We start from the raw sequence: 22,631 nt of genomic DNA on the forward strand, positions 1-22,631 counted from the left end.
CCCCTTTAGGAGATTAGGGGTAATAATTCTCTTACATCGGTAATTTTACCAGTAACAGCAGCTGCTGCAGCAGTTAACGGACTTACCAACAATGTTCTGGCATTTGGACCTTGCCTGCCTTCGAAATTCCTATTCGAGGTAGACACACAATATTTTCCGGCGGGGATTTTATCTTCGTTCATGCCCAAACAAGCACTGCAGCCAGGTTCTCGCAATTGAAAGCCAGCTTGTTCAAAAACCTTATCCAAACCTTCTTCTTTTGCCTGTTTTTCTACCTGCTTGCTGCCAGGGACGATCCATACTTCTACGTTTTCGGCCTTGTGCCTATTTTTTACAAACTCGGCAACTTCGCGTAAGTCTTCAATGCGGGAATTGGTGCAAGAGCCAATGAACACATAGTCAACTGGTTTGCCTACCAATAGCGCATCATCTTCAAAGCCCATGTAGTCTAATGCTTTTTGGTAAGATAGCTGCTCGCTTTCTGGTTGTGCTTTGGTTGCCGGAATATGCGCCGAAATGCCCATGCCCATACCCGGGTTTGTACCGTAGGTAATCATTGGTTCGATATCCTCAGCATTGAATTTCAATACCTGATCAAATTTGGCATCTGCATCACTGTACAATGTTTTCCATTTGGCTACGGCTTTGTCCCATTCTTCGCCCTTTGGACTAAATTCTCTTCCTTCCAGGTAATCGAAAGTGGTTTGGTCTGGTGCAATTAATCCACCACGGGCACCCATTTCGATGCTCATGTTACAGATGGTCATGCGTGCTTCCATGCTCAACGAAGTAATGGCTGAACCTGCATATTCGATAAAATATCCCGTACCACCAGCTGCAGAAATCTGTGCAATGATGTAAAGGATGATATCTTTTGAAGTTACACCCAAACCTAACTGGCCATTTACCTCGATTTTCATGGTTTTGGGCTTTTGTTGCAATAAGCATTGCGTAGCCATTACCTGCTCAACCTGTGAAGTGCCGATACCAAAGGCAATGCTTCCAAAGGCCCCGTGGGTAGAGGTATGGCTATCACCACAAACAATGGTTGCACCAGGTTGGGTAATGCCCAATTCTGGACCAATTACGTGTACGATTCCCTGAAAAGGATGACCCAAGCCATAAAGCTCTACGCCAAATTCAGCACAGTTTTTGGTCAGCATATCTACCTGATAACGCGAAAGCTCTTCTTTAATAGGCAGATGCTGATCTAAAGTAGGTACGTTATGATCGGCAGTAGCGATGGTTTGCTTTGGCCTAAATAAAGGCAAGCCACGTTTGCGCAATCCGTCAAATGCCTGCGGACTGGTTACCTCGTGGATAAAATGGGTATCAATGTATAAAATATCAGGGAAACCAGCCTCGCTTTTTACAACGTGCGCGTCCCAAATTTTTTCTACTAGTGTTTTAGACATATTGGCCCTCCCTAACCCTCCCCGCGGGGAGGGAAGTATATTGTTTTATTGTATAAATTAAATCTAAGTCCCCTTTTGGGGATTTAGGGGTTTATGCTGTTTTAATCGATTTCATGGCAGTCATTGCCTTTCTCAATTTGGCGCCTACAATTTCAACCGGATGCGTACGGATAATTTCGTTTACACTGATCAGTTCTTTATTGTCTACTCCGCCGTCTTTGCCTTCGTTGTAGTTTTTGCCAATTAAGCTGGCATCAACCCTGGTCATAAAATCGGCCAATAAAGGCTTACAGGCGTGATCGAACAAATAGCAACCATATTCTGCCGTATCAGAAATTACACGGTTCATTTCGAACAATTTTTTACGGGCGATGGTGTTGGCAATCAAAGGTGTTTCGTGTAACGATTCGTAATAGGCCGATTCTGCTTTGATACCCGCATCAACCATGGTTTCAAAAGCCAATTCTACACCAGCCCTAACAAATGCCACCAATAATAAAGCATTGTCAAAGTATTCTTGTTCGCTGATTTTTACATCACCGGCAGGAGTTTTTTCAAAAGCGGTTTCGCCGGTAGCTGCACGCCAAGCCAATAGGTTTTTGTCGCCAGCAGCCCAGTCTTCCATCATTACGCGGCTGAATTCGCCACTCATGATATCATCTTGGTGTTTTTGGAACAATGGACGCATGATCGTTTTCAATTCTTCCGAAATTTCGAATGCCTTGATTTTAGCCTGGTTGCTCAACCTGTCCATCATGGCTGTAATACCACCATGTTTTAAAGCTTCGGTCACTACTTCAATACCATATTGAACCAATTTAGAGGCATAGCCTTTGTCGATTCCTTTTTCAACCATTTTATCAAAAGAAAGAATGGCGCCAGTTTGCAATAGGCCACAAAGAATAGTTTGTTCGCCCATTAAGTCTGATTTTACTTCGGCTACGAAAGATGACTTCAATACACCTGCTTTGTGGCCACCAGTTCCTACACAGTATGCTTTAGCCTGAGCTAAACCTTTGCCTTGTGGATCATTTTCTGGGTGCACTGCAATGAGGGTAGGAACACCGAAGCCCCTTACAAACTCGGCTCTTACTTCACTGCCTGGGCATTTTGGAGCTACCATAATTACGGTTAGGTCTTTACGGATCTGTATGCCTTCTTCTACGATGTTGAAACCGTGCGAATAAGAAAGTGTAGCACCTTCTTTCATTAAAGGCATTACCGCATTGATTACCGAAGTGTGTTGCTTATCTGGAGTAAGGTTGATCACCACATCTGCAGTAGGGATCAATTCTTCGTAAGTGCCTACTTTAAAGTTGTTTTCGGTGGCATTTTTCCACGAATCGCGTTTGCCTTCAATTGCTTCCTTGCGCAAGGCATATGAAACATCTAACCCACTATCTCTTAAGTTTAAACCTTGGTTTAAGCCTTGGGCGCCACAGCCTACGATAACCAGTTTTTTTCCTTTCAGTGCATTTACGCCATCCAGAAATTCTGAATTCTCCATAAAGTCGCATACGCCCAACTGGTTTAATTTTTCTCTAAGTGGTAATGTGTTAAAATAATTAGCCATTGTTTTATTTGTTGATTTTTGGTTGATTTCTTGATTAGTTATTTGTTGATTTTTCGCTCGCTGACAGTTCTTCGTTGAACGAAATCTTGTTGAAAAAGGGATCGTTTACCGTTACGCACCAAGTGCCGTAAAAGGTTTTTTCGAGCCCTGGTCTGTTGTATTTGTATTTTTTGTCGATAATGGATTGATGAAACTCCTTTACTCCAGTACAATCGATATGAATATGCGCTCCAGGAGAACAGTCGCCATGATGTTCGCTCAAGTGTAGTTCGATGCCACCCAAGGAGATTTGCATGTAGATAGGGGCATTGTCGTCAAATTTGTGCTCCCAATCTATTTTGAAGCCTAACCAGTCTACATAGAATTCGATCGCCTTTGCGTAGTCGAACATCCTTAAAATCGGTACTACTTTATTGCATTTCATTGTTCGTTCATTAGTTTATTGGCTGATTGAAGATTCCCAGATTAGTTTTCGAGAGTAGATCCTTCGCTTTGCTCTGGATGACAACCCTCTTCCATCTTACCTTTTACCTTTCGCCTTTCACCTACATAGTAAACACCTTATCTCCCTTATCTAAATATTCGTTTTCTATCACATCTTGGCCCGGTTCTACGCGTTCGAACTCTCGCAATTTACTGTGGAAGCCTTCGCTGGCCTTGATAATGGCCACACGCGCACTCCGTACAAATTCGATTAGCCCATAAGGTTGCAGGATTTCGATCAGTTTATCGGTTTCCTCACGATGTCCTGTGGTTTCGAAAACGGTATAGTCTTTTCTGATCACTACCACCCGTGCGCCGTATTCGCGCAAGAGGCGTTCTACCAACACTTTTTCGGCAATTTCATCAGTAGGGACCTTGTAAAGGGCCATTTCTTGCCAAATGATATCCTCATTGGTGTTATAGTAAACCTTTAATACTTCAATCTGCTTCTCGATCTGACGGGCCAGCTTACGTACCACCTCCTCGGTTTCCTGAATTAAAATATTGAAACGGTGGATGTGCTCGATCTCAGAAGGAGAAGTGTTTAAGCTCTCGATATTGATCTTTCGACGCGAAAATATAATGGCAATACGGTTCAATAATCCGATCTGATTTTCGGCATAAACCGTGATGGTGAAGTCTTGTTTGTTGCTTTCTGTGCTCATAACCGGTTATTTTAATCTGATTTCACTTACACTGCATCCCTGTGGAACCATTGGGAATACGTTATTTTCTTTGCATACCATTACTTCTAAAAGGTAAGAGCCTTTATGGTTCAGCATCTCATCTAAAGAACTTATCAAATCTTTGCGATCTGAAATTCGCTTGCCTGCGATATAATACGAATCGGCCAATTTGATAAAGTCGGGACTGGTGATGTCAACCGATGAATAGCGTTTGTCGTTAAACAATTCTTGCCATTGGCGAACCATGCCCAAGAAACGGTTGTTCAGGATCATGATCTTTACGTCGATGCCACTTTGCATAATGGTGCCCAATTCCTGCAAAGTCATCTGAAAACCGCCATCGCCAATAACAGCTACTACAGTTTTGTCTTGCGCACCAAACTTGGCGCCGATCGCTGCCGGAAGTCCGAAACCCATGGTACCTAAACCGCCACTGGTAATATTACTGCGGGTATGGTTAAATTTGGCATACCTACAGGCTACCATTTGGTGTTGGCCTACGTCGGTTACGATAATGGCATCACCATTGGTTAAAACATTCAATTGGTTGATGACTTCACCCATGGTCATTTCTTCGGTAGTTGGGTTCAGCTCGGTGTGAATAACGGCATCAATCTCTTCTTGGCTGTAAGCCCTGAAGCGTTCTAGCCATTCTGTATGCTTTTGTTCGTTTACCAATTCGGTAAGCAGAGGTAAGGTGTCCTTGCAATCGCCCCAAACCGGAACGGTTGCTTTTACGTTTTTATCAATTTCTGCAGGGTCGATGTCTAAATGAACAACTTTTGCCTGTTTGGCGTATTTGTCTAAGCGACCGGTTACCCTATCGTCAAAGCGCATGCCGATGGCGATCAATACATCACATTCATTGGTCAGCACATTAGGACCGTAATTGCCGTGCATGCCCAACATGCCTACATTTAATTCGTGGTCTGTAGGAATGGCACCTGCGCCTAAAATGGTCCAAGCAGCCGGAATCCCGCTTTTCTCTACAAACGCCTGAAATTCTTTTTCAGCCTTGCCCAATAAAACACCTTGTCCGAATAAGATAAATGGCTTTTTAGCCTGGTTAATCAAATCGGCCGCTTGTGCAATGTATTCTTTGCGAACAATTGGCTTAGGTCTGTAGCTACGGATATGGTTGCAGGGGATGTAGCCCTCATAATTAAATAATTGTAACTGTGCGTTTTTGGTAATATCAATCAACACGGGGCCTGGGCGACCACTGCGTGCAATATAAAATGCCTTGGCCAATACGCTAGGAATTTCGTTGGCGTCAGTTACTTGATAATTCCATTTGGTTACTGGTGTAGTGATGTTGATTACATCTGTTTCCTGAAAAGCATCAGTACCCAAAAGATGGGCAAAAACCTGTCCGGTAATACAAACCAATGGTGTGCTATCTATTTGGGCATCGGCCAAACCGGTTACCAAATTGGTTGCACCTGGCCCGCTGGTGGCGAAAACGACACCAACTTTGCCCGAACTGCGGGCATAGCCTTGGCCCATGTGAATACCGCCTTGTTCATGGCGGACTAAAATATGTTGTAATTTCTCTTTATAGTCGTACAAAGCATCGTAGATGGGCATGATAGCGCCACCTGGGTAGCCGAAGATCACTTCGGTTCCTTCTGCAATTAATCCTTCTAACAAGGCCACAGAGCCACTTACCTCTACAAAGGTTTTAGTGGGTGTTTCGTTAGTTAGTTCTTTTTGTGCTGTTTCCATAAGTTTTAAGCTTCATCGGTTACGCAGCCTTCAGCTGCGGTAGTTACGGTTCTGGCATATTTGAACAATACACCTTTTTTGATTTTCAATTCGGGTTGTTGCCATTTGGCTTTGCGCTGTGCAATAATTTCTTCAGGTACCTTAAGCGTAATGCTATTGGTAATGGCGCTGATTTCAATTCTGTCTTCATCTTCAACGAAGGCAATTAAACCACCATCAAAGTACTCTGGCGTAATGTGGCCAACCACAAAACCATGGGTACCTCCACTAAAACGGCCATCGGTAATTAAGGCTACGCTGCTTCCCAATCCGGCGCCATAAATCGCAGATGTTGGCTTAAGCATTTCTGGCATGCCCGGTGCACCTTTTGGACCAACATCGCGAATAACGACGACGTCTCCAGGTTTTACGCGACCACTTGAAATGCCATTGATCAGGTCAAACTCGCCATTGAATACACGGGCAGGGCCTTCAAAAAACTCGCCTTCCTTGCCACTTATTTTAGCTACGCTGCCACCTTCGGCCAAGTTGCCGTATAAGATTTGCAAGTGCCCAGTTGCTTTGATTGGATTTTCTGAAGGAAAAATGATTTTCTGTTCATCGAAATCCAGATCTGGAATTGAAGCCAGATTCTCAGCCAATGTTTTTCCGGTAACGGTTAAGCAATCGCCATGCAGCCAACCTTTGTTCAGCAGGTATTTCATTACCGCAGGAACGCCACCAATCTTGTGGAGGTCTTCCATCATGTAACGGCCACTTGGTTTCATATCGGCCAGTACAGGAATACGGTTGCTGATTTCCTGAAAATCGTCTTGCGATAATTTCACATCCACACTTTTGGCCATTGCGATCAAGTGCAATACCGCATTGGTAGAACCTCCTAAAACCATGATGGTTACAATGGCGTTTTCAAAAGCCTTGCGAGTCATGATGTCGCTTGGCTTGATATCTTTTTCCAGCAAAACCCGAATGGCTTTTCCAGCCTCGATACATTCTGCTTTTTTCTCCTCGCTTAATGCGGGATTAGAAGAAGAGAAGGGAAGGCTCATGCCTAAAGCCTCTACAGCAGCGGCCATGGTGTTTGCGGTGTAAATACCACCACAGGCACCAGCGCCAGGGCAGGCATGCTTAATTACTTCCTTAAAATCAAAATCGTCAATCTGACCAGCTATTTTCTTGCCCAAAGCTTCGAAGGCCGAAACAATGTTCAGGTCTTCGCCTTTGTAATGGCCAGGTTTAATGGTGCCCCCATAAACCATAATCGAAGGTCGGTTTAAGCGACCCATGGCCATTAAAGAGCCAGGCATGTTTTTGTCGCAACCCGGAATGGTGATCAAACCATCATAATATTGGCCGCCACAAACGGTTTCGATGGAATCTGCAATCACATCGCGGCTAACCAGCGAATAACGCATGCCTTCGGTTCCGTTGCTCATGCCATCGCTTACGCCAATGGTATTAAAAATCAGTCCCACCAAGTCGTTATCCCACACGCCTTTTTTTACAATTTGGGCAAGATCGTTCAAGTGCATGTTGCAGGTATTGCCATCATAGCCCATGCTGGCAATGCCCACTTGTGCTTTTTCCATATCGGCATCTGTAAGGCCAATGCCATAAAGCATGGCTTGTGCGGCAGGTTGTGTAGGGTCTTGGGTAAAGGTTTTGCTGTATTTATTTAATTCCATTTTTTGTAGGTGTATCGTTAGTGTTTTCTGTTTTTTTGAGGCAAAAAAAAACCGCCTCTTGTGAAGGCGGTTTTGGTTAATGTATATTTTAGATTATACGCAACGTATTCCACCTCTTTTTGAAGAAATGACAATAATAATGTTGCTAATAATGTTTGTGATCAAATTCATGTGGTCGGGACCGTGAACCACAAACATACTAACAAATTGAAAAAAACAAAGAACTATTTTATTTTTAATCTATGGTCTGTAGTCCACAGACCATTTTATTTCTGCTCATTCTAATTTATCCTGCGTGTCACAGGACAGGGAGAGACGTTAGATTAGATAATTACTTCGTAGTTTACTTTTTCAAGTACCAGGTTTTTATAGGCCCTCTGCATGGTTGCACCGATGCTGTCGTTCCATCTTTGTCTGTAAACTACATCGTCAATGGTATGGATACCGACAATTTCAGCTGCAGTACCGCAGAAGAAAGCGCCATCTGCATTTTTAAGTTCGGCAACGCTAATTGGTTTTTCGATTACTTCGATATCCAATACGTGACAAAGCTCGATAACCGTAGCGCGCGTAATACCAGCTAGGATATTGCCCAAAGAAGGCGTATAAAGCTTGCCGTTTTTCTCGATGAAAATATTGGCGCCTGGAGCCTCGGCTACGTTTTCGTCCATGTCTAACAATAAGGCTTCGTCGAAACCTTTTTGTTTGGCATCGGTAGAAGCCAAAATAGAATTTACATAATGGCCGCTGATTTTTGCCTCCACAAAAGTTGATTTTGGATTGGGGCGCTGAAAAGGAGAGATGCACACCTTTAGTTGCTTGTCGCCAAGGTAAGAACCCCATTCCCAAGCACAAATCATGATCGATACGGCCTGAGGAGCAACCAACGACATGTTAGGCTCGCTGTATACCAATGGACGGATATAGGCATCCTTTAAATTGTTCAATTCAAGCAGGCGGTAGGTTTGTTTAATGAGTTCGTTAATGTCCCATGGAAAAGGAATGTTCAACAGCTCGCAAGAACGTTGCAGGCGTTTGTAGTGTTCCTTAATTTTGAAAACTCTCGTGGCATTATGGGTTTTGTAGGCCCGAATGCCTTCGAAAGCGGCCAAACCATAATGTAAAGACTGTCCATACAAATCGGTTTTGGCTTCTGCGGCTTTCACGAACTTTCCGTTCAAATAAATCAGCGTGCTTGAATTGTAATATTTCATCGGTATTGCTTTGTTTCTGTTGTTGGTGGGCCTCGTCTATTGTAGACCGGTCTCCTCATGGTTGCATCTTATTTTTCTATTAAAAAAAGCGTCCCTTTTTTGGGGACGCTTCAGTTATTTTTAGGTTTTAAAAATTTTGATACGACGTCCCCTGCTGCTTGATATAGAGTAGCACAATTGGAATAAGCAACAGCAATCCGACTGGCAAAAGCACCAGTTGATTTGTTAAGCTTAAATTCAAATTTTGTAGACGGTTCATTGTTGTTGTTTTATAAAAACCAATTTAGTTTTTGGTCTATAAACTATCAATAGCAAACAGAAAATAAATGAAAAAAAATTATATTCTGAATTTATAGTTAATTCAGAATATAATTTCTATAAAATACCTTTTTTAAGGTTAGATATTGGCGAAGCGTAGACTAAATATGGTTTTGGTATTTGGTATACTTATTATGCTTGCATTATAAATTTCCTGATTTTCTTCCTGAAATCGGAAAAACGTCATGGAAGATTAAAAAAATAAAAGATAATAAGCGTTATTTTTTTGGCGCAAGTATAGGTGTTTTTTTGTCTTTTTTCTTGTTGATCAGTGCAGTGATAATGGCAAATACAAAAGTCCATAAGGCGGCATAGGTTTTATCTTCTTCTTTAGGGATAATCAGATAGGTGACATAGCCCAGTGCGGCAACAATGATCATGACGATTAATACCTGGATCCTCCTTTTTAGTTCTTCCCGCTCTTCGGTAATGTTAACTTTGATGGTAATGTCTTTTGCCCTGTTTAGAATGTAGTCGTGCAAAATGAGTTGAGCGATCATGCAAAGCAGGATGATGAAAGAATAGATTACCGCAGGCAAAAGAATTTCCTGTTTTAGAACAATTAAGGAAGACCCAAAAGGGAAGAGTCCAATAAAAAACAGAAAAATCAGGTTTCGAATAACAAGCCCGAGGTTATAATCTTTCAAAAGGCTAAACATTTTGAGGTGCTTGTACCACATCAGTCCGATAAAGAAGAAGCTGATGGCATAGGCAAATATAGTTGGCAGTATGTGTTTTAAGGCAGTTAAAAAAGTACTTAAGGTATATTGCTCGTGTTCGCCGAGCTCAGGCAGGTGTATTTCTATGGCCATTAAGGTAATTACAATGGCAAATACGGCGTCGCTAAAAAGGATCATTCTTTCTAGCTGGAACTCTTTCTTGATTTCTTCTTTGGTAATTTCCTGGTTTTGCGGGGCGCTCATTTGATTAGGGATTTTGCTAAAAATAAAAAGCCCTTTGATTATTTCAAAGGGCTTTCAGATTTTTTATACCTGCGAACAGGTGGGTATGATGAACTAAGCTACTACAGCTTCGGCCAATACTACAATTTTATTATCCAGAACTTCTACTACGCCACCTTTAATGTTAAAGGTATTTTCTTCTTTGCCAGAAGCACCTTTAATAATTACCGGGCCATCTTCCAAAGTAGAAATGATAGGCGCGTGGTCTCTCAAAATTTGAAAAGAACCCAAAGTTCCCGGCACGGTAACCGCAGTTACTTCGCCTTCGAAAACTTTCTTGTCTGGAGTTAATATTTCTAAATTCATTGTTTCTAGATTGAGTAGCAAGTATCTAGTAGCAAGTATCTAGACATGATTTCTAATCTTGATACTTGATACTTATATCTTGATACTAGTTTGCTTCTGCCAATAATTTTTTACCTTTTTCGATGGCATCTTCGATGCTACCTACCAAGTTAAATGCAGCTTCAGGATATTCGTCAACTTCGCCATCCATGATCATGTTAAAACCTTTGATGGTGTCTTTAATGTCAACCAATACGCCTTTTAAGCCTGTAAACTGCTCAGCTACGTGGAAAGGTTGAGACAAGAAACGTTGAACACGACGCGCACGAGATACAACCAATTTATCTTCCTCAGATAATTCGTCCATACCCAAAATCGCGATGATATCTTGTAATTCTTTATAACGTTGTAAAGTTTCTTTCACACGTTGAGCGGTGTTGTAGTGCTCATCGCCCAAAACGGCTGGCGAAAGGATACGTGAAGTAGAATCCAATGGATCTACCGCTGGATAGATACCCAACTCGGCAATTTTACGTGAAAGTACGGTTGTAGCATCCAAGTGGGCGAAAGTTGTAGCCGGAGCAGGGTCAGTTAAGTCATCCGCAGGTACGTAAACGGCCTGTACTGAAGTAATTGAACCACGTTTAGTTGAAGTAATACGCTCTTGCATCAAACCCATCTCTGTTGCCAAAGTTGGTTGGTAACCTACCGCTGATGGCATACGACCCAAAAGTGCCGATACCTCAGAACCTGCCTGCGTGAAACGGAAGATGTTGTCAACGAAGAAAAGGATGTCTTTTCCAGCGCCTTCGCCATCACCATCACGGAAGTATTCTGCTACAGTTAAACCTGACAAGGCTACACGAGCACGTGCACCAGGAGGCTCGTTCATCTGACCGAATACCAACGTTGCTTTTGATTCTTTTAATTTATCGGTATCAACTTTGCTCAAATCCCAGCCACCTTTTTCCATAGAGTGCAAGAACTCGTCGCCATAGTTGATTACGCCTGATTCGATAAACTCGCGCAATAAGTCGTTACCCTCACGAGTACGCTCGCCTACACCAGCAAATACAGATAAACCTGCATAAGCTTTTGCGATGTTGTTTACCAATTCCATGATCAATACGGTTTTACCTACACCGGCACCACCGAACAAACCAATTTTACCACCTTTTGCATAAGGCTCTAACAAGTCAATCACTTTGATACCTGTAAAAAGTACCTCAGTTTCTGTAGAAAGCTCATCAAATCTAGGAGGAGCATTGTGGATTGGTCTACCACCGGTTTTATCAACTGCGTTGATCCCGTCGATAGCTTCTCCAACTACATTAAACAAACGGCCTTTGATTTCATCGCCAACAGGCATTTTGATAGGAGAGCCAGTATCTAATGCTTCCATGCCACGAACTAAACCGTCGGTCGAGTCCATTGCGATGGCACGTACACGATCCTCGCCAAGGTGTTGTTGAACTTCAAGAACGATCTTTTGTCCGTTTTCTTTAGTAATCTCTAATGCTGAGAAAATTTTAGGTAAATGGGCATCGTTAGCAAAACTTACGTCAACTACCGGTCCGATGATCTGCGCTATTTTTCCAATGTTAGGCATATATTGTTTTTGGTAAAATTATAAAAATCAAAATGTTAAAGGCGTTTTTATGCGCCCGCAATTCGGTTGGCAAAGTTAAGATTTTTCAACGTAAATTTTACACATAAATAAAAAGTTTTTCAACATGCCTTAAACGGTTAAAATACCGCTGTTTTTTTGGGTGTACGGAGTAGCAAATTTGCCACTTATTATCAATGATTTATGGTTCAATATTTGCTTGCTTTCAGAAAACTAGATTTCTTAACCAAAAACTAAATTGAGTATGAAAAAAACGATCTTATTAAGTTTGGCTACGGCCTTGTGCATTTTTGTTTCGGCATGTGGCGGTTCTGGCACTGCCGATAAACCTAAAGATGAAAAATTAAGTGGCTTTATGTTAGGCGGGATATATTTTATTCAAGGCTACGGCGGCCAAGGTTCAGTAAATAACATGATTACTACTACTGACAAAAAAGAACTGGTAGACAATTACAAGGAATTATTGGAGTTTCCATTCAAGCCCGAAGATGGTGCCGCTGATGCGAAGCGTACGCTTGATAGCTGGTGGGGCATTAAAGATAAGGCAGGACTGATCACAACTTTTGAAGAACTTAAAAAGGGGAATGCCGAAAACCCGCACCGCGCTTGGGATTATGCCCGCTTGGTAAACAATGCCTGTATGGCTTATGCAGCAGGCTACCTCACCAAAGATGAGGCTTCTAAATATGTAGCCGAAGTATTGCCTATGGCCAAAAAAGATTTTAAAACCTGGGATGACTACTACAAGGATTTTCTGGAAGGCAGAAAAATCTGGAGTGATAATGATGCCGAAAATAAAGAATACGAAACCCTGATCAAAGATATGATGACAGGCGAAAAAAGCATCTATAAGCTATTGCCTTTAAATGGCTAAACCTTTAATGCATGTTGCGGTGATTTGCCGTGGCATGCATTTTCTATTTTAATTGTGAGGTTAGCCCAGTAACGAATACATTTGCATAAACATTGAAATAGCCGATGAAAACCGTATTAGTTACTGGAAGCAATGGCCTTTTGGGCCAAAAAATTACCGAAAAGATAATAAAGGAAGGTGGTGTAAAACTCATTGCCACTGCAAAAGGCGCCAATCGTTATCCTGTTGCAGAAGGGTATAGGTATGCAGAAATGGATATTCTTAACCCACAGGAAGTAAGATCAGTAGTTGAGCAATACCAGCCTGATGCCATTATCCATACCGCGGCCATGACCAATGTGGATACCTGCGAAACAGAAAAGGAATTGGCTTATCAGTTAAATGTGGTAGCTGTACAAACCCTGATAGAAATTTGCGAAGAATTTGATATCCAGCTGATCCATTTATCTACCGATTTTATTTTTGACGGTGCTGCCGGCCCTTATGATGAAGAGGCCGAGCCAAACCCATTGAGCTATTATGGCCAAACCAAATTGGAGGCCGAAGAACTGCTCAAGAAATCGAAGGCCAAATGGGCCATTTTGCGAACCATTATTGTGTACGGTATTGTGAGCGATATGAGCCGAAGCAATATTGTGCTTTGGGCCAAAGGAGCCCTGGAGAAAGGCAACCCCTTAAATATTGTGAACGACCAATGGCGCATGCCGACACTTGCCGAAGACTTGGCCGATTGTTGCCTGCTGACTGTGGAACATGAGGCACAGGGTGTTTTTAATGTTTCGGGCAAGGACATGATGAGTATTTCTGAACTGGTGGCGCGAGTGGCCGATTTTTGGAAGCTCGACAAAAGCCTGATCAACGAAATCAGTGCGGCTACCTTAAATCAAGCAGCCAAACGACCAGTTAGAACAGGTTTTATTTTAGACAAAGCCATGACCCAACTTCGGTATCAGCCGCATAGCTTTGAAGAAGGATTGGCAATCGTAGATGAACAATTAAAAACTAGAGACTCATTGGCTGATTAGTTCATTAGTCATTGGTTCATTAGGACTGTGAACCAAAAATTAATAACTGTTAACTTATCAATAAAATAGAACAACTAAACAATTTATCCCTGGAACATTCCAGCCTTCAAACATTTCAACTTAACAACATAAAAATAACCCAAGATGGCATTACAAGTTGGCGATAAAGCCCCAGATTTTAAATTAGTAAATTCAGAACTAAAAGAAGTTTCATTGAACGATTATAAAGGAAAGAAATTAGTTGTTCACTTTTTTCCTATGGCATTTACAGGTACCTGCACTACACAGCTGTGCACTTTGAGAGATAGTTTTGGCTATTACGAAGGTATCAATGCAGGTGTAGTGGGCGTTTCTGTAGATTCTCCTTTCACCTTGGCTAAATTTAAAGAAGACCAGGCTTATCAGTTTCCATTATTGTCTGATTTTAACAAAGAAGCTTCACCAGCATATGGCGCTTTTTATGATGAATTTGCTTTCGGACTTAAAGGTGTTTCTAAAAGAGCAGCGTTTGTGGTAAATGAAGAAGGTGTAATTACTTATGCAGAAGTTTTAGAATCTGCAGGCGATTTGCCTGATTTTAATGCAATTAAGCAAGTGCTAGAAGCATAGGCAGCATACGTTTTGCGAATAATTCAATTTTTCTTGAACAAAAAATTGTGAAATTGAATTTGATGCCTTACTTTTGCAGTCCGTTAACAATACGGAAATGCATTTGTAGCTCAATTGGATAGAGCATCTCACTACGGATGAGAAGGTTTGGGGTTCGAATCCCTACAAGTGCACAAAAGGTGAAAGCTTAAGCTTTCACCTTTTTTCGTTTAGGGGATTTGTTACTTCAAAATAAGCAACTATTGCGTTTTGGTATAAGCTACATTCCTGGCTCTCGATTGGCTAATTTTCATATTGATTATTTTACCGTTGCTATCTCGTTCAAAATACATTACTCCTCCAAAGTTTTGTATGATAAAGCCATCTTTATAAGTGGGTTTTAAAGAATAAGAGGTATAACTATTAATATTCATCAATAAAGTATCGTTCTTTAAAGCTATAGTTAGCCACAATTTGCTTTCGTCGGAAAAATATTTGGCCGTATATTCTTTTAAATCCCTTGCTGCAGTGGGAACTGATTTGAACAGAACGGTATCCTGGTCTGAGTTGATCAATTTAAAACCCTTGTTTTTATCGAATGAAATCTTGTCGCTTCCCATTTTAAATAAATTGTTGCTGAGCGGGGTAAGCGGTGCCTGATTATTGAATAGCAGCTTGCCATCTTTTAAAAGAATCTGTCTGCCTTCTCCCGTTTTTTCATTCCGATACCAACCCTCATAAGCTTTCAATTTTTCTATGGGGAGATTGATTTCCTGATCGGTTTTAGATTCTGAGGCTATTGGTTTTTTTAAGAATAGTTTTTCTACTTCATTGATGACATCATAACGAGCAGTGTCAAACTGAGAAGTATTGCTAAGCCAAGCCATTGATAAGTTTAATGTTGGGTAATACTCCAAGTAGCACCTGTAACTTCCGGTTGCGCCACTATGCCTGATAACTTTTAGCCCGTTATGGGTCTGTATAAAAAGTCCCGCCCCGTAATAATTAGATAAGCCATTATTGAAGGTGTCTAGCGCAATCTGTTTTTTTAATAAAGCTGACCCGCCAAGTTTGCCAGATAAATAGAAGTTGTTCCACTTCAGCAGGTCTTCAGTTGTGGTGAGCAGGCCACCATTGCCATAGGCATTTTCGTTGGGCATATCAATTTCATAACCGTCATCGGTTTTGGCATAGGCTACGGCGCGGTTTTTAACAATGGTCTTAAAATTACTTCTCCATGAGGTATGTTCCATCCCGGCAGGAATGAAAATATATTTGCGGGTGTAATCGGCAAGGCTGAGTCCGCTCGTTCGCTGTACAATAACTGCCATTAGGTTATAATTGGAATTGCTGTACAGAAATTCGGCCCCAGGTGTATGATTGAGTGTTTTCTGCTGTGCAACAATTTCAAGCGCATCTGCATTGCTGTAGGCTTTGGTGCCACGACTCCATCCCGTCAATTCGGCGATACTTCCCCAGTCTTTGATGCCACTAGTATGGTGTATCAGGTGTTTGATCCTTATGGTGTGGCTATAAACAGGCAACTCGGGCAGGTATTTGCGTACATTGTCATCAAGCGAAAGCTTGCCTTGTTGTTCGAGCAAAAGGATGGCTGCTGCGGTAAATTGTTTGGATACTGAGCCGGCTTCAATAATAGAGTTCGTATTTAATGGAGTACTGTCTTCTAAATTTGCAGTGCCCCAAGCTTTAGAAAAAAGGATTTTTCCATTGCTGCTTAACGAAAATTGGCAACCTGGGTTTTCGGCTCTGTATCTTGAAAATATTTTGTCGATTAAGGATGTGGTGTCTGATTTTTCTTGAGCAAGAGTGCTAAACGAAACAAGAACCAACAACAGGAAAAGATTTTTACGGATAGAAAAAAGAAGTATGTTCATTTTGAATAAAATAGGGTTTGACATTTTATAGCTACCCTAGGCCAATTCGGTGCCAGTCTAGGAAATAATGTTTCCCGCTCTCTAAAGAACACTTTAGTGGTTTTTCTCTAGGCAGAACTGTTCGTTATTGGACGGTATTTTATGTGCGTTATCGAACAGTATCCTGAATGTTCTTATCTTTAAACAAAATTCCTGTTATGGCTACTCATCCTTACTTTGATTCGCTTTCCAATCATCCAGATCTCCAACTTGTATTTGAAGGTGCCAGCGAGCATGCATTGAAAGCCAAAGAGAATATTCCGCTCTACCTCTATAATTCGATTATTAGTCAGCAATTGTCAACTCGAGTAGCTGATGTGATTTATGAAAGATTCCTAGGGCTTTATGGAGGCATGGCGCCAAGCTCGGATGAAGTTTTGGCTACTTCAATCGAACAGTTGCAAAGCATTGGCCTATCTAAACAAAAGGCAGGCTATATTCAGAACATTGCCAGATTTGATTTAGAGCAAGGACTTAGTCTCGAGAAATTGAGCCTGATGACGGACGAGGAAATTGGCCAATACATTGGCGCTATTAAAGGTGTTGGACAATGGACAGTACAGGTTTTGTTGATGTTTGCCCTTGCCCGCGAAGATGTTTTTGTAGCCGACGATCTCATCATCCAAAATATGATGGCCGATTTGTTTGAATTAGACAGGGCCGATAGGAAAAAGCTGAGGAAACGCATCATTGAACTGGCCGAGCAATGGAAACCCTATCGAAGCTATGTATGCGTGCATTTGTGGCATTGGAACAATAACCAGAAAAAGAAGCTATAATTGCCAAAAAGCTTTCTTTTTCAAATCTTCGTAGTAATAGTTTAACTTTAACCTAGAAGGAATTTTGACCCCAAAAAGATGCGCAGCTATTCCCTTATTTATTTCCTGCTCCTGTACAGTTTCATTGGTTCGGCGAATGCTCAAACAGCAGCAGATCCAAAAATTACTCAAGTAGAAAATGGCCTTAGTCCAAAATTGATCATCAGAGATAGGCAAACGTTAAATCAGCACATTGAGGCCCGAATGAAGGCGCGTAAGGTCAATGGAATGAGTGTTGCGGTAATTGATAATGGAAAACTGGCCTCGGCAAAAGCCTATGGCGTAAAAGATGCAAGCAATCCTTCAGAGTTGGTAGATACGGCTACCTTGTTTCAGTGTGCCTCTATAGGAAAAGTGATTACGGCAATTGCGGCCGTGCATTTGGTAAAGGAGGGTAAGATAGGGCTAGATGAAGAGGTAAACCTAAAGCTCAAAAATTGGAAAATCCCGGAAAATAATTTTACAGAAAAGAAAAAAATAACCCTAAGGATGCTTTTATCCCATTCGGCGGGTTTGGGAGACGATTATGGCTTTGAAGGTTATGAGCCAGGCCAAAATTTGCCTTCCCTTCAACAGATTCTTAATGCGATTTCACCTGCCAACAACAAGAAAAAGCTTTCAATTGTGACTGTTCCAGGTACCGTAGAACGCTATTCGGGAGGCGGTTACCTGATTATCCAGCAGTTGATCGAAGATTTAACAGGGGTAGATTTTTCAGCCTATGTTGGTGAAACGGTGTTTAAACCACTTGGCCTTATCCATACCACTTACGCTTATCGACCAGATACTGATTTGAATCGAACCATTGCTCGTGGTCACGATGCTGATGGTAAAATAGATAAGTCAATGAAATATCGGATTTATCCAGAACAGGGTGCAGCAGGGCCTTGGACAACGGCCGCCGATTTGGCAAGGCTGGTAATCGGCCTGCAAAAAATAGCACTTGGAGAAGCAAATGTTCCATTAGATTCGGCTCTATTTAAGCAAATGCTTAAGCCCCAGATAAATTCGATGGGCTTGGGCTTTCATTTAAAAGGGGCTAAAGAAGTTTTGGGCTATTGGCACTCAGGGAACAATGCCGGCTATACAGGAATGTTGTTTGGCTTAACCCAAACAGGCCAAGGAGCCATAGTCTTAACCAATTCTGATGCTGGCGAATGGCTGGCATTGGAAGTTATTCGTAGTGTGGCCGATACTTACAAATGGCCAATTATGCAAAGTATAAACGGGCAGGATGTAGCTAACTTTCAAAAATATGTTGGCAATTATCAGTTCTCTGGAAAGGACGCAATTGAGATCAGTGAGGTACAGGGGCAACTTTATTTTAAGAAAACGGGTACAAATAAAAAGTTTAAACTTTATAGCTTGCCTGATGGCAGTTTTAGAATTGAGGAAAAGCCTGATAACCTGAGTTTTGTTTTTACTGAAGATGCAAGCGGGCAAATAGGTGGATTAATCATGTACGAAAACGGCAATAAAGGCTATCCATTAAGAAAGGCGATCCCCTGATGAGTAAACTAGTTATCAGTTATGCAATTGGTTTGCACTGAGTTGATATTTCCAAAGTTTAAAAAAATACGCAAACAGATGATTTATATTTATATATTTGCAGCCGCAAAGGATTAGCCTTTTAGGGGTTGATTTGTATTTTTTAATCAGTAATAATCTTCCTTTAGGGAAGTTTCAACTAACTAGACCTTAATGCTGAATTTAGTTCTCTTTGGCCCTCCAGGTGCAGGCAAAGGCACCCAATCTCAGAAACTGATAGATAAGTATCAGTTAGTCCACATTTCTACAGGAGATCTTTTCAGAGCACACATTAAAAATCAGACTCCACTTGGCAAAAAAGTGAGTCAATTGATAGCTGATGGCGAATTGGTGCCGGATAAGATCACCATCGACATGCTAGAAGAAGAAGTAGACAAAAACCCACAGGCAAAAGGCTTTGTGTTCGACGGTTTTCCAAGAACAATTCCTCAGGCTGTAGAGTTAGATAAGTTCTTAGAAAGCAAGGGAAGCAAAATTGCAGGTGTAATTGCGCTGGATGTAGATAAAGACGAATTGACCAAGCGAGTAGCACAACGTCAAAAAGAAAGCGGCAGGGTTGATGACCAGGCAGACAAGATCCAAAAACGCATTGATGAATATTTCAATAAGATCGTTTTGGTATTGCCTTATTACGACGAACAAAAAAAACTGACCAAAATTAATGGCATCGGCGAGATCGAGATTATTTTTAACAGCCTTTGTGAGGTTATTGATCAGTATTAAATTATAAATTGATAAAGAATAGCGGGAAGAGGTTAGGTTCTTTCCGCTTTTTTATTTTAAAGGATTATTATGTCGCAAGGATCAAATTTTGTAGATTACGTTAAGATATGTTGCCGTTCTGGCAAGGGTGGGGCAGGTTCTGCACATTTGCACCGCGATAAACTCACTGCAACAGGTGGCCCTGATGGCGGAGATGGAGGCAGAGGCGGCCACATCATCCTCAAAGGAAATTCACAGTTCTGGACCTTGCTTCATTTAAAATATAGAAAACATATTATTGCCGAAGACGGACTAAGTGGGGGCAGCGGACAAAAAACTGGAAGAACAGGCAAAGACGAAGTATTGGAAGTACCCTTGGGTACCATTGCCCGTGATGCCGAAACCGGGGAAGTGCTTTTCGAAATCACCCAAGATGGTGAAACCAAAATATTAACGGCTGGAGGCAGAGGCGGTTTGGGCAATTGGCATTTTAAAAGCCCTACGCAACAAACGCCACGTTTTGCACAGCCTGGAGAATCGGGAAAAGAAGAGTGGATGGTGCTGGAACTGAAAGTATTAGCCGATGTAGGTTTGGTAGGCTTTCCGAATGCTGGAAAATCGACACTTTTGTCGGTACTTTCGGCCGCGAAGCCAGAAATTGCCGATTATCCCTTCACTACCTTGGTGCCTAATTTGGGCATCGTTTCTTACCGTAACGGGAAGTCTTTTGTAATGGCCGATATTCCGGGAATTATAGAAGGTGCATCAAAAGGTAAGGGATTGGGCTTTAGGTTTTTGCGCCACATTGAGCGAAATTCTGTATTGCTCTTTATGGTTCCAGCTGATACCAGTAGATCGATCAAGGAAGAATACGAAATCTTAAAGAAGGAATTGAAGGAATACAATTCAGAACTGATGCAAAAGCCACACTTATTGGCTATTACCAAATCTGATTTGCTAGATGAAGAACTGAAAGAGGAAATGAAGAAGGAACTTCCAAAAATACCCGCTGTATTTATCTCTTCAGTGGCACAGCAAGGCTTGGTAAACTTGAAAGATATGCTTTGGGAAGCGATTAACGCGGAGAGTTAGCAGTTTTCGGTTCACAGTTTACAAGAGACTAATGAACCAATGAGCTAATAAACTAATTAGCTAATCAGCCTGTCTTTTACCTTAACCGCAGGATTTCCCTGGTAAATGGAATAAGCTTCTAGGTCTTTGGTAGCTATAGAGCCTACCGTAAGCACAGCATGCGAATAGGCCTTTATACCCGGACAAACAGTGGCTTTGGCACCGATCCAAACACCGTCTTCTAACGTGATGGGCTTCGTAATCAGGTCAAAATCAACTTTTTTATAGTCGTGGTTACCGGTTAGCAACATGGCTTCCTGAGAGATGCATACATTTTTCCCGATGCTAACCTCTGCCAGGTTTTCGATCCTGCATTCGGCTAGCCACGAATGGTCGCCAACAGTAAGCTTCCAGGGATAATGTACATAAATATAAGGCTTAATCCTTACATCCTTTCCGATCTTAGCGCCAAACAAGCGCAACAGAAACACCAAAACCGAACTAAAAGGTACCAAGCCCGAGCGAAAGAAAAACATACTGGTAAAATACCAACAGATGATCTTTAGCGAGGAGGCGCCGGAGTCGAAGCCTTTCTTGTCGAAATTTTTATGAAGCTGGGTTTCCTTGTTCAATTTCGTTAGTATCTTTTGATGGAGGAACAAGCATCACCGTATTTTTCTTTACCCAATAATAAAGTACAAAGAAAATGATGATGTAAACCAAGATATTGAATACCTCGTGGTGGTAGGTAAAGTTGTTGCGTTGTGATTTAAAAAAGCCCAATAATACACCCAATGCGGCAATGCGAAGCATGTTCAGTATATAAATCAGTAATAAACCAAAAACCAACAATTTTATTTTTGCTTTAAGTTTTGCCGGAAAGGCGATGACAAAAGCCGTCAAAAAAGACATTACACCAATCCCCAAACAAGCATAGTTGACACGCAGATAAGGACCATCTACTACCAGTACATCGGTATTGTTGTGTATGGCATAAAAACCAAAAAGCTTTATAATCCATGTAGCCGGACCAATCAATGCTGATCTTAATCCTTGAATATAGTTGAAATTTTGTTCGATGAAAGGATTATAAAACCTGCCACCTGTACTCATTACGCTATTCATGAATAAATTGCCTTGGCTAAACAAGAAATAGAATAACAAGAGTTTAACTACGAATAAAATTGCGGTTCGGTTGGCTTTTTTCTTATCGAGTTGTTGGTCCATGAGAATTATTTTGAGCTTGCGTTTCTTTTAGTATTTCTTTAATTTTTACGTCTACAATTAAACGAAACCAAAAGGCTTGTAAAAAGTGGAATAAAATTCCTGTTGATCCGTCTAAAAAGCCGAGCTTAAAAATTAATCGGTAGCTAAAATAGAAAAAAGGCCTTAAACCTAAAGGCAGTTTCCACCACAATCTTTTAAGCCAGGCATTCCGTTCGTCTGGATTACCGAATAGATTGGGCTTTAATGTTTGTTTGCGCTGTTTATTGAGGCGTTCTATTTCCTCTTGGGCAATAAGATCGCTGTATCGATTGTGTTTGGCTATCCAGAAACTGATTTTATTTTCTTTGAGGTTCTCTTCTAGGATATGCCCCTTTTTCCAAATAGCTGTTTGTCCAGGAGCAATAAAGCGATGGTCCATATTTTCGTTCAGGTCGGAAAAACCAATGCCCGTTCTGAACATTTTTAGCAGGTACTTGGGGTAAAAACCTCCAAACCTGATCCATTTGCCTTTGAAGTAGTTTTTTCGATTAAAATAGATGCCGTTTACATTTGAATAATCTCCATCAGTAAAATTCTGTAGCTGTTTAAAAAGCTCAGGTGTTACGATCTGATCTGCATCTAGGCCAATGATCCATGGTGTAGTGATTTCAAAGTTTTTGAGTGCAAAATCCCATTGTTTAGGATGGTTTTCGAAAGCATTGGTTTTGACTATGGCTTTGTACTGCTCGGCAATGGCCAAAGTCTGATCAGTACTTCCAGAATCGAGGATATAGGTTTGTGCATTTAAGCCAGCGATAGATTGAAGCAATCTTGGCAAATGCTGTTCTTCATTAAAAGTAAGAATGATGAAACTAAACTCCTTGTTCATTGA

21 protein-coding genes and 1 tRNA gene are annotated in these 22,631 nt (G+C 41.4%); 8 read left to right on the plus strand and 14 right to left on the minus strand.

From position 1 onward, the window contains the following. Nucleotides 1-5: 5 nt before the first annotated feature. The 10 genes from leuC to atpD form a co-directional block, all read right to left on the minus strand. The gene (gene leuC / locus AC570H_RS01130; protein WP_497350837.1) at nucleotides 6-1,415 is read right to left on the minus strand and encodes a 3-isopropylmalate dehydratase large subunit; all 1,410 of its coding nucleotides are present in this window, start codon (nucleotides 1,413-1,415) and stop codon (nucleotides 6-8) included. Nucleotides 1,416-1,506: 91 nt separating this feature from the next. Next, nucleotides 1,507-2,988 carry a ketol-acid reductoisomerase gene (gene ilvC / locus AC570H_RS01135; RefSeq protein WP_497350839.1) on the minus strand — a complete coding sequence of 494 codons (1,482 nt, stop codon included), beginning with the start codon at nucleotides 2,986-2,988 and terminating at the stop codon, nucleotides 1,507-1,509. A gap of 34 nt (nucleotides 2,989-3,022) precedes the next feature. Further along, complete coding sequence (locus tag AC570H_RS01140) at nucleotides 3,023-3,412, minus strand: glyoxalase superfamily protein (RefSeq protein WP_497350841.1); 390 nt, start codon at nucleotides 3,410-3,412, stop codon at nucleotides 3,023-3,025. Between the two features lie 121 nt (nucleotides 3,413-3,533). Further along, nucleotides 3,534-4,136 (minus strand): acetolactate synthase small subunit, encoded by a 603-nt coding sequence (gene ilvN / locus AC570H_RS01145; RefSeq protein ID WP_497350843.1) that lies wholly within the window; start codon nucleotides 4,134-4,136, stop codon nucleotides 3,534-3,536. 6 nt (nucleotides 4,137-4,142) lie between these two features. Beyond that, the gene (gene ilvB / locus AC570H_RS01150; protein ID WP_497350845.1) at nucleotides 4,143-5,882 is read right to left on the minus strand and encodes a biosynthetic-type acetolactate synthase large subunit; all 1,740 of its coding nucleotides are present in this window, start codon (nucleotides 5,880-5,882) and stop codon (nucleotides 4,143-4,145) included. Between the two features lie 5 nt (nucleotides 5,883-5,887). Then, nucleotides 5,888-7,567, minus strand: a complete 1,680-nt coding sequence (ilvD, locus tag AC570H_RS01155; RefSeq protein WP_497350847.1) for a dihydroxy-acid dehydratase — start codon at nucleotides 7,565-7,567, stop codon at nucleotides 5,888-5,890. Between the two features lie 323 nt (nucleotides 7,568-7,890). Next, nucleotides 7,891-8,781, minus strand: a complete 891-nt coding sequence (locus AC570H_RS01160) for a branched-chain amino acid transaminase (protein WP_497350849.1) — start codon at nucleotides 8,779-8,781, stop codon at nucleotides 7,891-7,893. A gap of 536 nt (nucleotides 8,782-9,317) precedes the next feature. Further along, the gene (locus AC570H_RS01165; protein ID WP_497350851.1) at nucleotides 9,318-10,022 is read right to left on the minus strand and encodes a TMEM175 family protein; all 705 of its coding nucleotides are present in this window, start codon (nucleotides 10,020-10,022) and stop codon (nucleotides 9,318-9,320) included. 93 nt (nucleotides 10,023-10,115) lie between these two features. Further along, nucleotides 10,116-10,367: an ATP synthase F1 subunit epsilon gene (atpC, locus tag AC570H_RS01170; protein ID WP_497350853.1), complete on the minus strand. Its 252-nt coding sequence runs from the start codon at nucleotides 10,365-10,367 to the stop codon at nucleotides 10,116-10,118. A gap of 85 nt (nucleotides 10,368-10,452) precedes the next feature. Beyond that, nucleotides 10,453-11,955, minus strand: coding sequence for a F0F1 ATP synthase subunit beta (atpD, locus tag AC570H_RS01175; protein WP_497350855.1), 1,503 nt, complete (start codon nucleotides 11,953-11,955; stop codon nucleotides 10,453-10,455). A 262-nt stretch (nucleotides 11,956-12,217) separates the two neighbouring features. On the opposite strand from atpD, the gene AC570H_RS01180 reads away from it, so the two are divergent. The 4 genes from AC570H_RS01180 (at nucleotide 12,218) to AC570H_RS01195 (ending at nucleotide 14,654) form a co-directional block, all read left to right on the plus strand. Then, complete coding sequence (locus AC570H_RS01180) at nucleotides 12,218-12,847, plus strand: DUF1266 domain-containing protein (protein ID WP_497350857.1); 630 nt, start codon at nucleotides 12,218-12,220, stop codon at nucleotides 12,845-12,847. A 104-nt stretch (nucleotides 12,848-12,951) separates the two neighbouring features. Beyond that, nucleotides 12,952-13,872, plus strand: coding sequence for an SDR family oxidoreductase (locus AC570H_RS01185; RefSeq protein ID WP_497350859.1), 921 nt, complete (start codon nucleotides 12,952-12,954; stop codon nucleotides 13,870-13,872). A gap of 144 nt (nucleotides 13,873-14,016) precedes the next feature. Beyond that, nucleotides 14,017-14,481: a redoxin domain-containing protein gene (locus tag AC570H_RS01190; protein WP_497350861.1), complete on the plus strand. Its 465-nt coding sequence runs from the start codon at nucleotides 14,017-14,019 to the stop codon at nucleotides 14,479-14,481. A gap of 99 nt (nucleotides 14,482-14,580) precedes the next feature. Next, nucleotides 14,581-14,654: transfer RNA gene (locus AC570H_RS01195), tRNA-Arg, on the plus strand. A 66-nt stretch (nucleotides 14,655-14,720) separates the two neighbouring features. On the opposite strand, the gene AC570H_RS01200 is transcribed toward AC570H_RS01195, so the two are convergent. After that, complete coding sequence (locus tag AC570H_RS01200; protein ID WP_497350863.1) at nucleotides 14,721-16,355, minus strand: serine hydrolase domain-containing protein; 1,635 nt, start codon at nucleotides 16,353-16,355, stop codon at nucleotides 14,721-14,723. A 197-nt stretch (nucleotides 16,356-16,552) separates the two neighbouring features. On the opposite strand from AC570H_RS01200, the gene AC570H_RS01205 reads away from it, so the two are divergent. The 4 genes from AC570H_RS01205 to obgE all read left to right on the plus strand — a co-directional run bounded on the left by AC570H_RS01205 (nucleotide 16,553) and on the right by obgE (nucleotide 20,554). Beyond that, nucleotides 16,553-17,173, plus strand: coding sequence for a DNA-3-methyladenine glycosylase family protein (locus AC570H_RS01205; protein ID WP_497350865.1), 621 nt, complete (start codon nucleotides 16,553-16,555; stop codon nucleotides 17,171-17,173). 78 nt (nucleotides 17,174-17,251) lie between these two features. Further along, nucleotides 17,252-18,721 (plus strand): serine hydrolase, encoded by a 1,470-nt coding sequence (locus tag AC570H_RS01210; protein WP_497350867.1) that lies wholly within the window; start codon nucleotides 17,252-17,254, stop codon nucleotides 18,719-18,721. A gap of 192 nt (nucleotides 18,722-18,913) precedes the next feature. Continuing rightward, nucleotides 18,914-19,483, plus strand: coding sequence for an adenylate kinase (locus AC570H_RS01215; RefSeq protein WP_497350869.1), 570 nt, complete (start codon nucleotides 18,914-18,916; stop codon nucleotides 19,481-19,483). Nucleotides 19,484-19,552: 69 nt separating this feature from the next. Then, nucleotides 19,553-20,554: a GTPase ObgE gene (gene obgE / locus AC570H_RS01220; RefSeq protein ID WP_497350871.1), complete on the plus strand. Its 1,002-nt coding sequence runs from the start codon at nucleotides 19,553-19,555 to the stop codon at nucleotides 20,552-20,554. 56 nt (nucleotides 20,555-20,610) lie between these two features. Here obgE and AC570H_RS01225 read toward each other — a convergent pair whose 3' ends face one another. Genes AC570H_RS01225 through AC570H_RS01235 form a run of 3 tightly spaced genes read right to left on the minus strand, consistent with a single transcriptional unit; the run spans nucleotide 20,611 to nucleotide 22,628 of the window. After that, nucleotides 20,611-21,165 carry a WcaF family extracellular polysaccharide biosynthesis acetyltransferase gene (locus AC570H_RS01225; protein WP_497350873.1) on the minus strand — a complete coding sequence of 185 codons (555 nt, stop codon included), beginning with the start codon at nucleotides 21,163-21,165 and terminating at the stop codon, nucleotides 20,611-20,613. Next, nucleotides 21,140-21,760, minus strand: a complete 621-nt coding sequence (gene xrtY, locus AC570H_RS01230; RefSeq protein ID WP_497350875.1) for an exosortase Y — start codon at nucleotides 21,758-21,760, stop codon at nucleotides 21,140-21,142. Before xrtY ends, AC570H_RS01225 begins: the two co-directional genes overlap by 26 nt. Then, nucleotides 21,741-22,628: a glycosyltransferase family 2 protein gene (locus AC570H_RS01235; RefSeq protein ID WP_497350877.1), complete on the minus strand. Its 888-nt coding sequence runs from the start codon at nucleotides 22,626-22,628 to the stop codon at nucleotides 21,741-21,743. Before AC570H_RS01235 ends, xrtY begins: the two co-directional genes overlap by 20 nt. Nucleotides 22,629-22,631: the final 3 nt, after the last annotated feature.

This window comes from Pedobacter sp. B4419 (genome assembly GCF_059693725.1).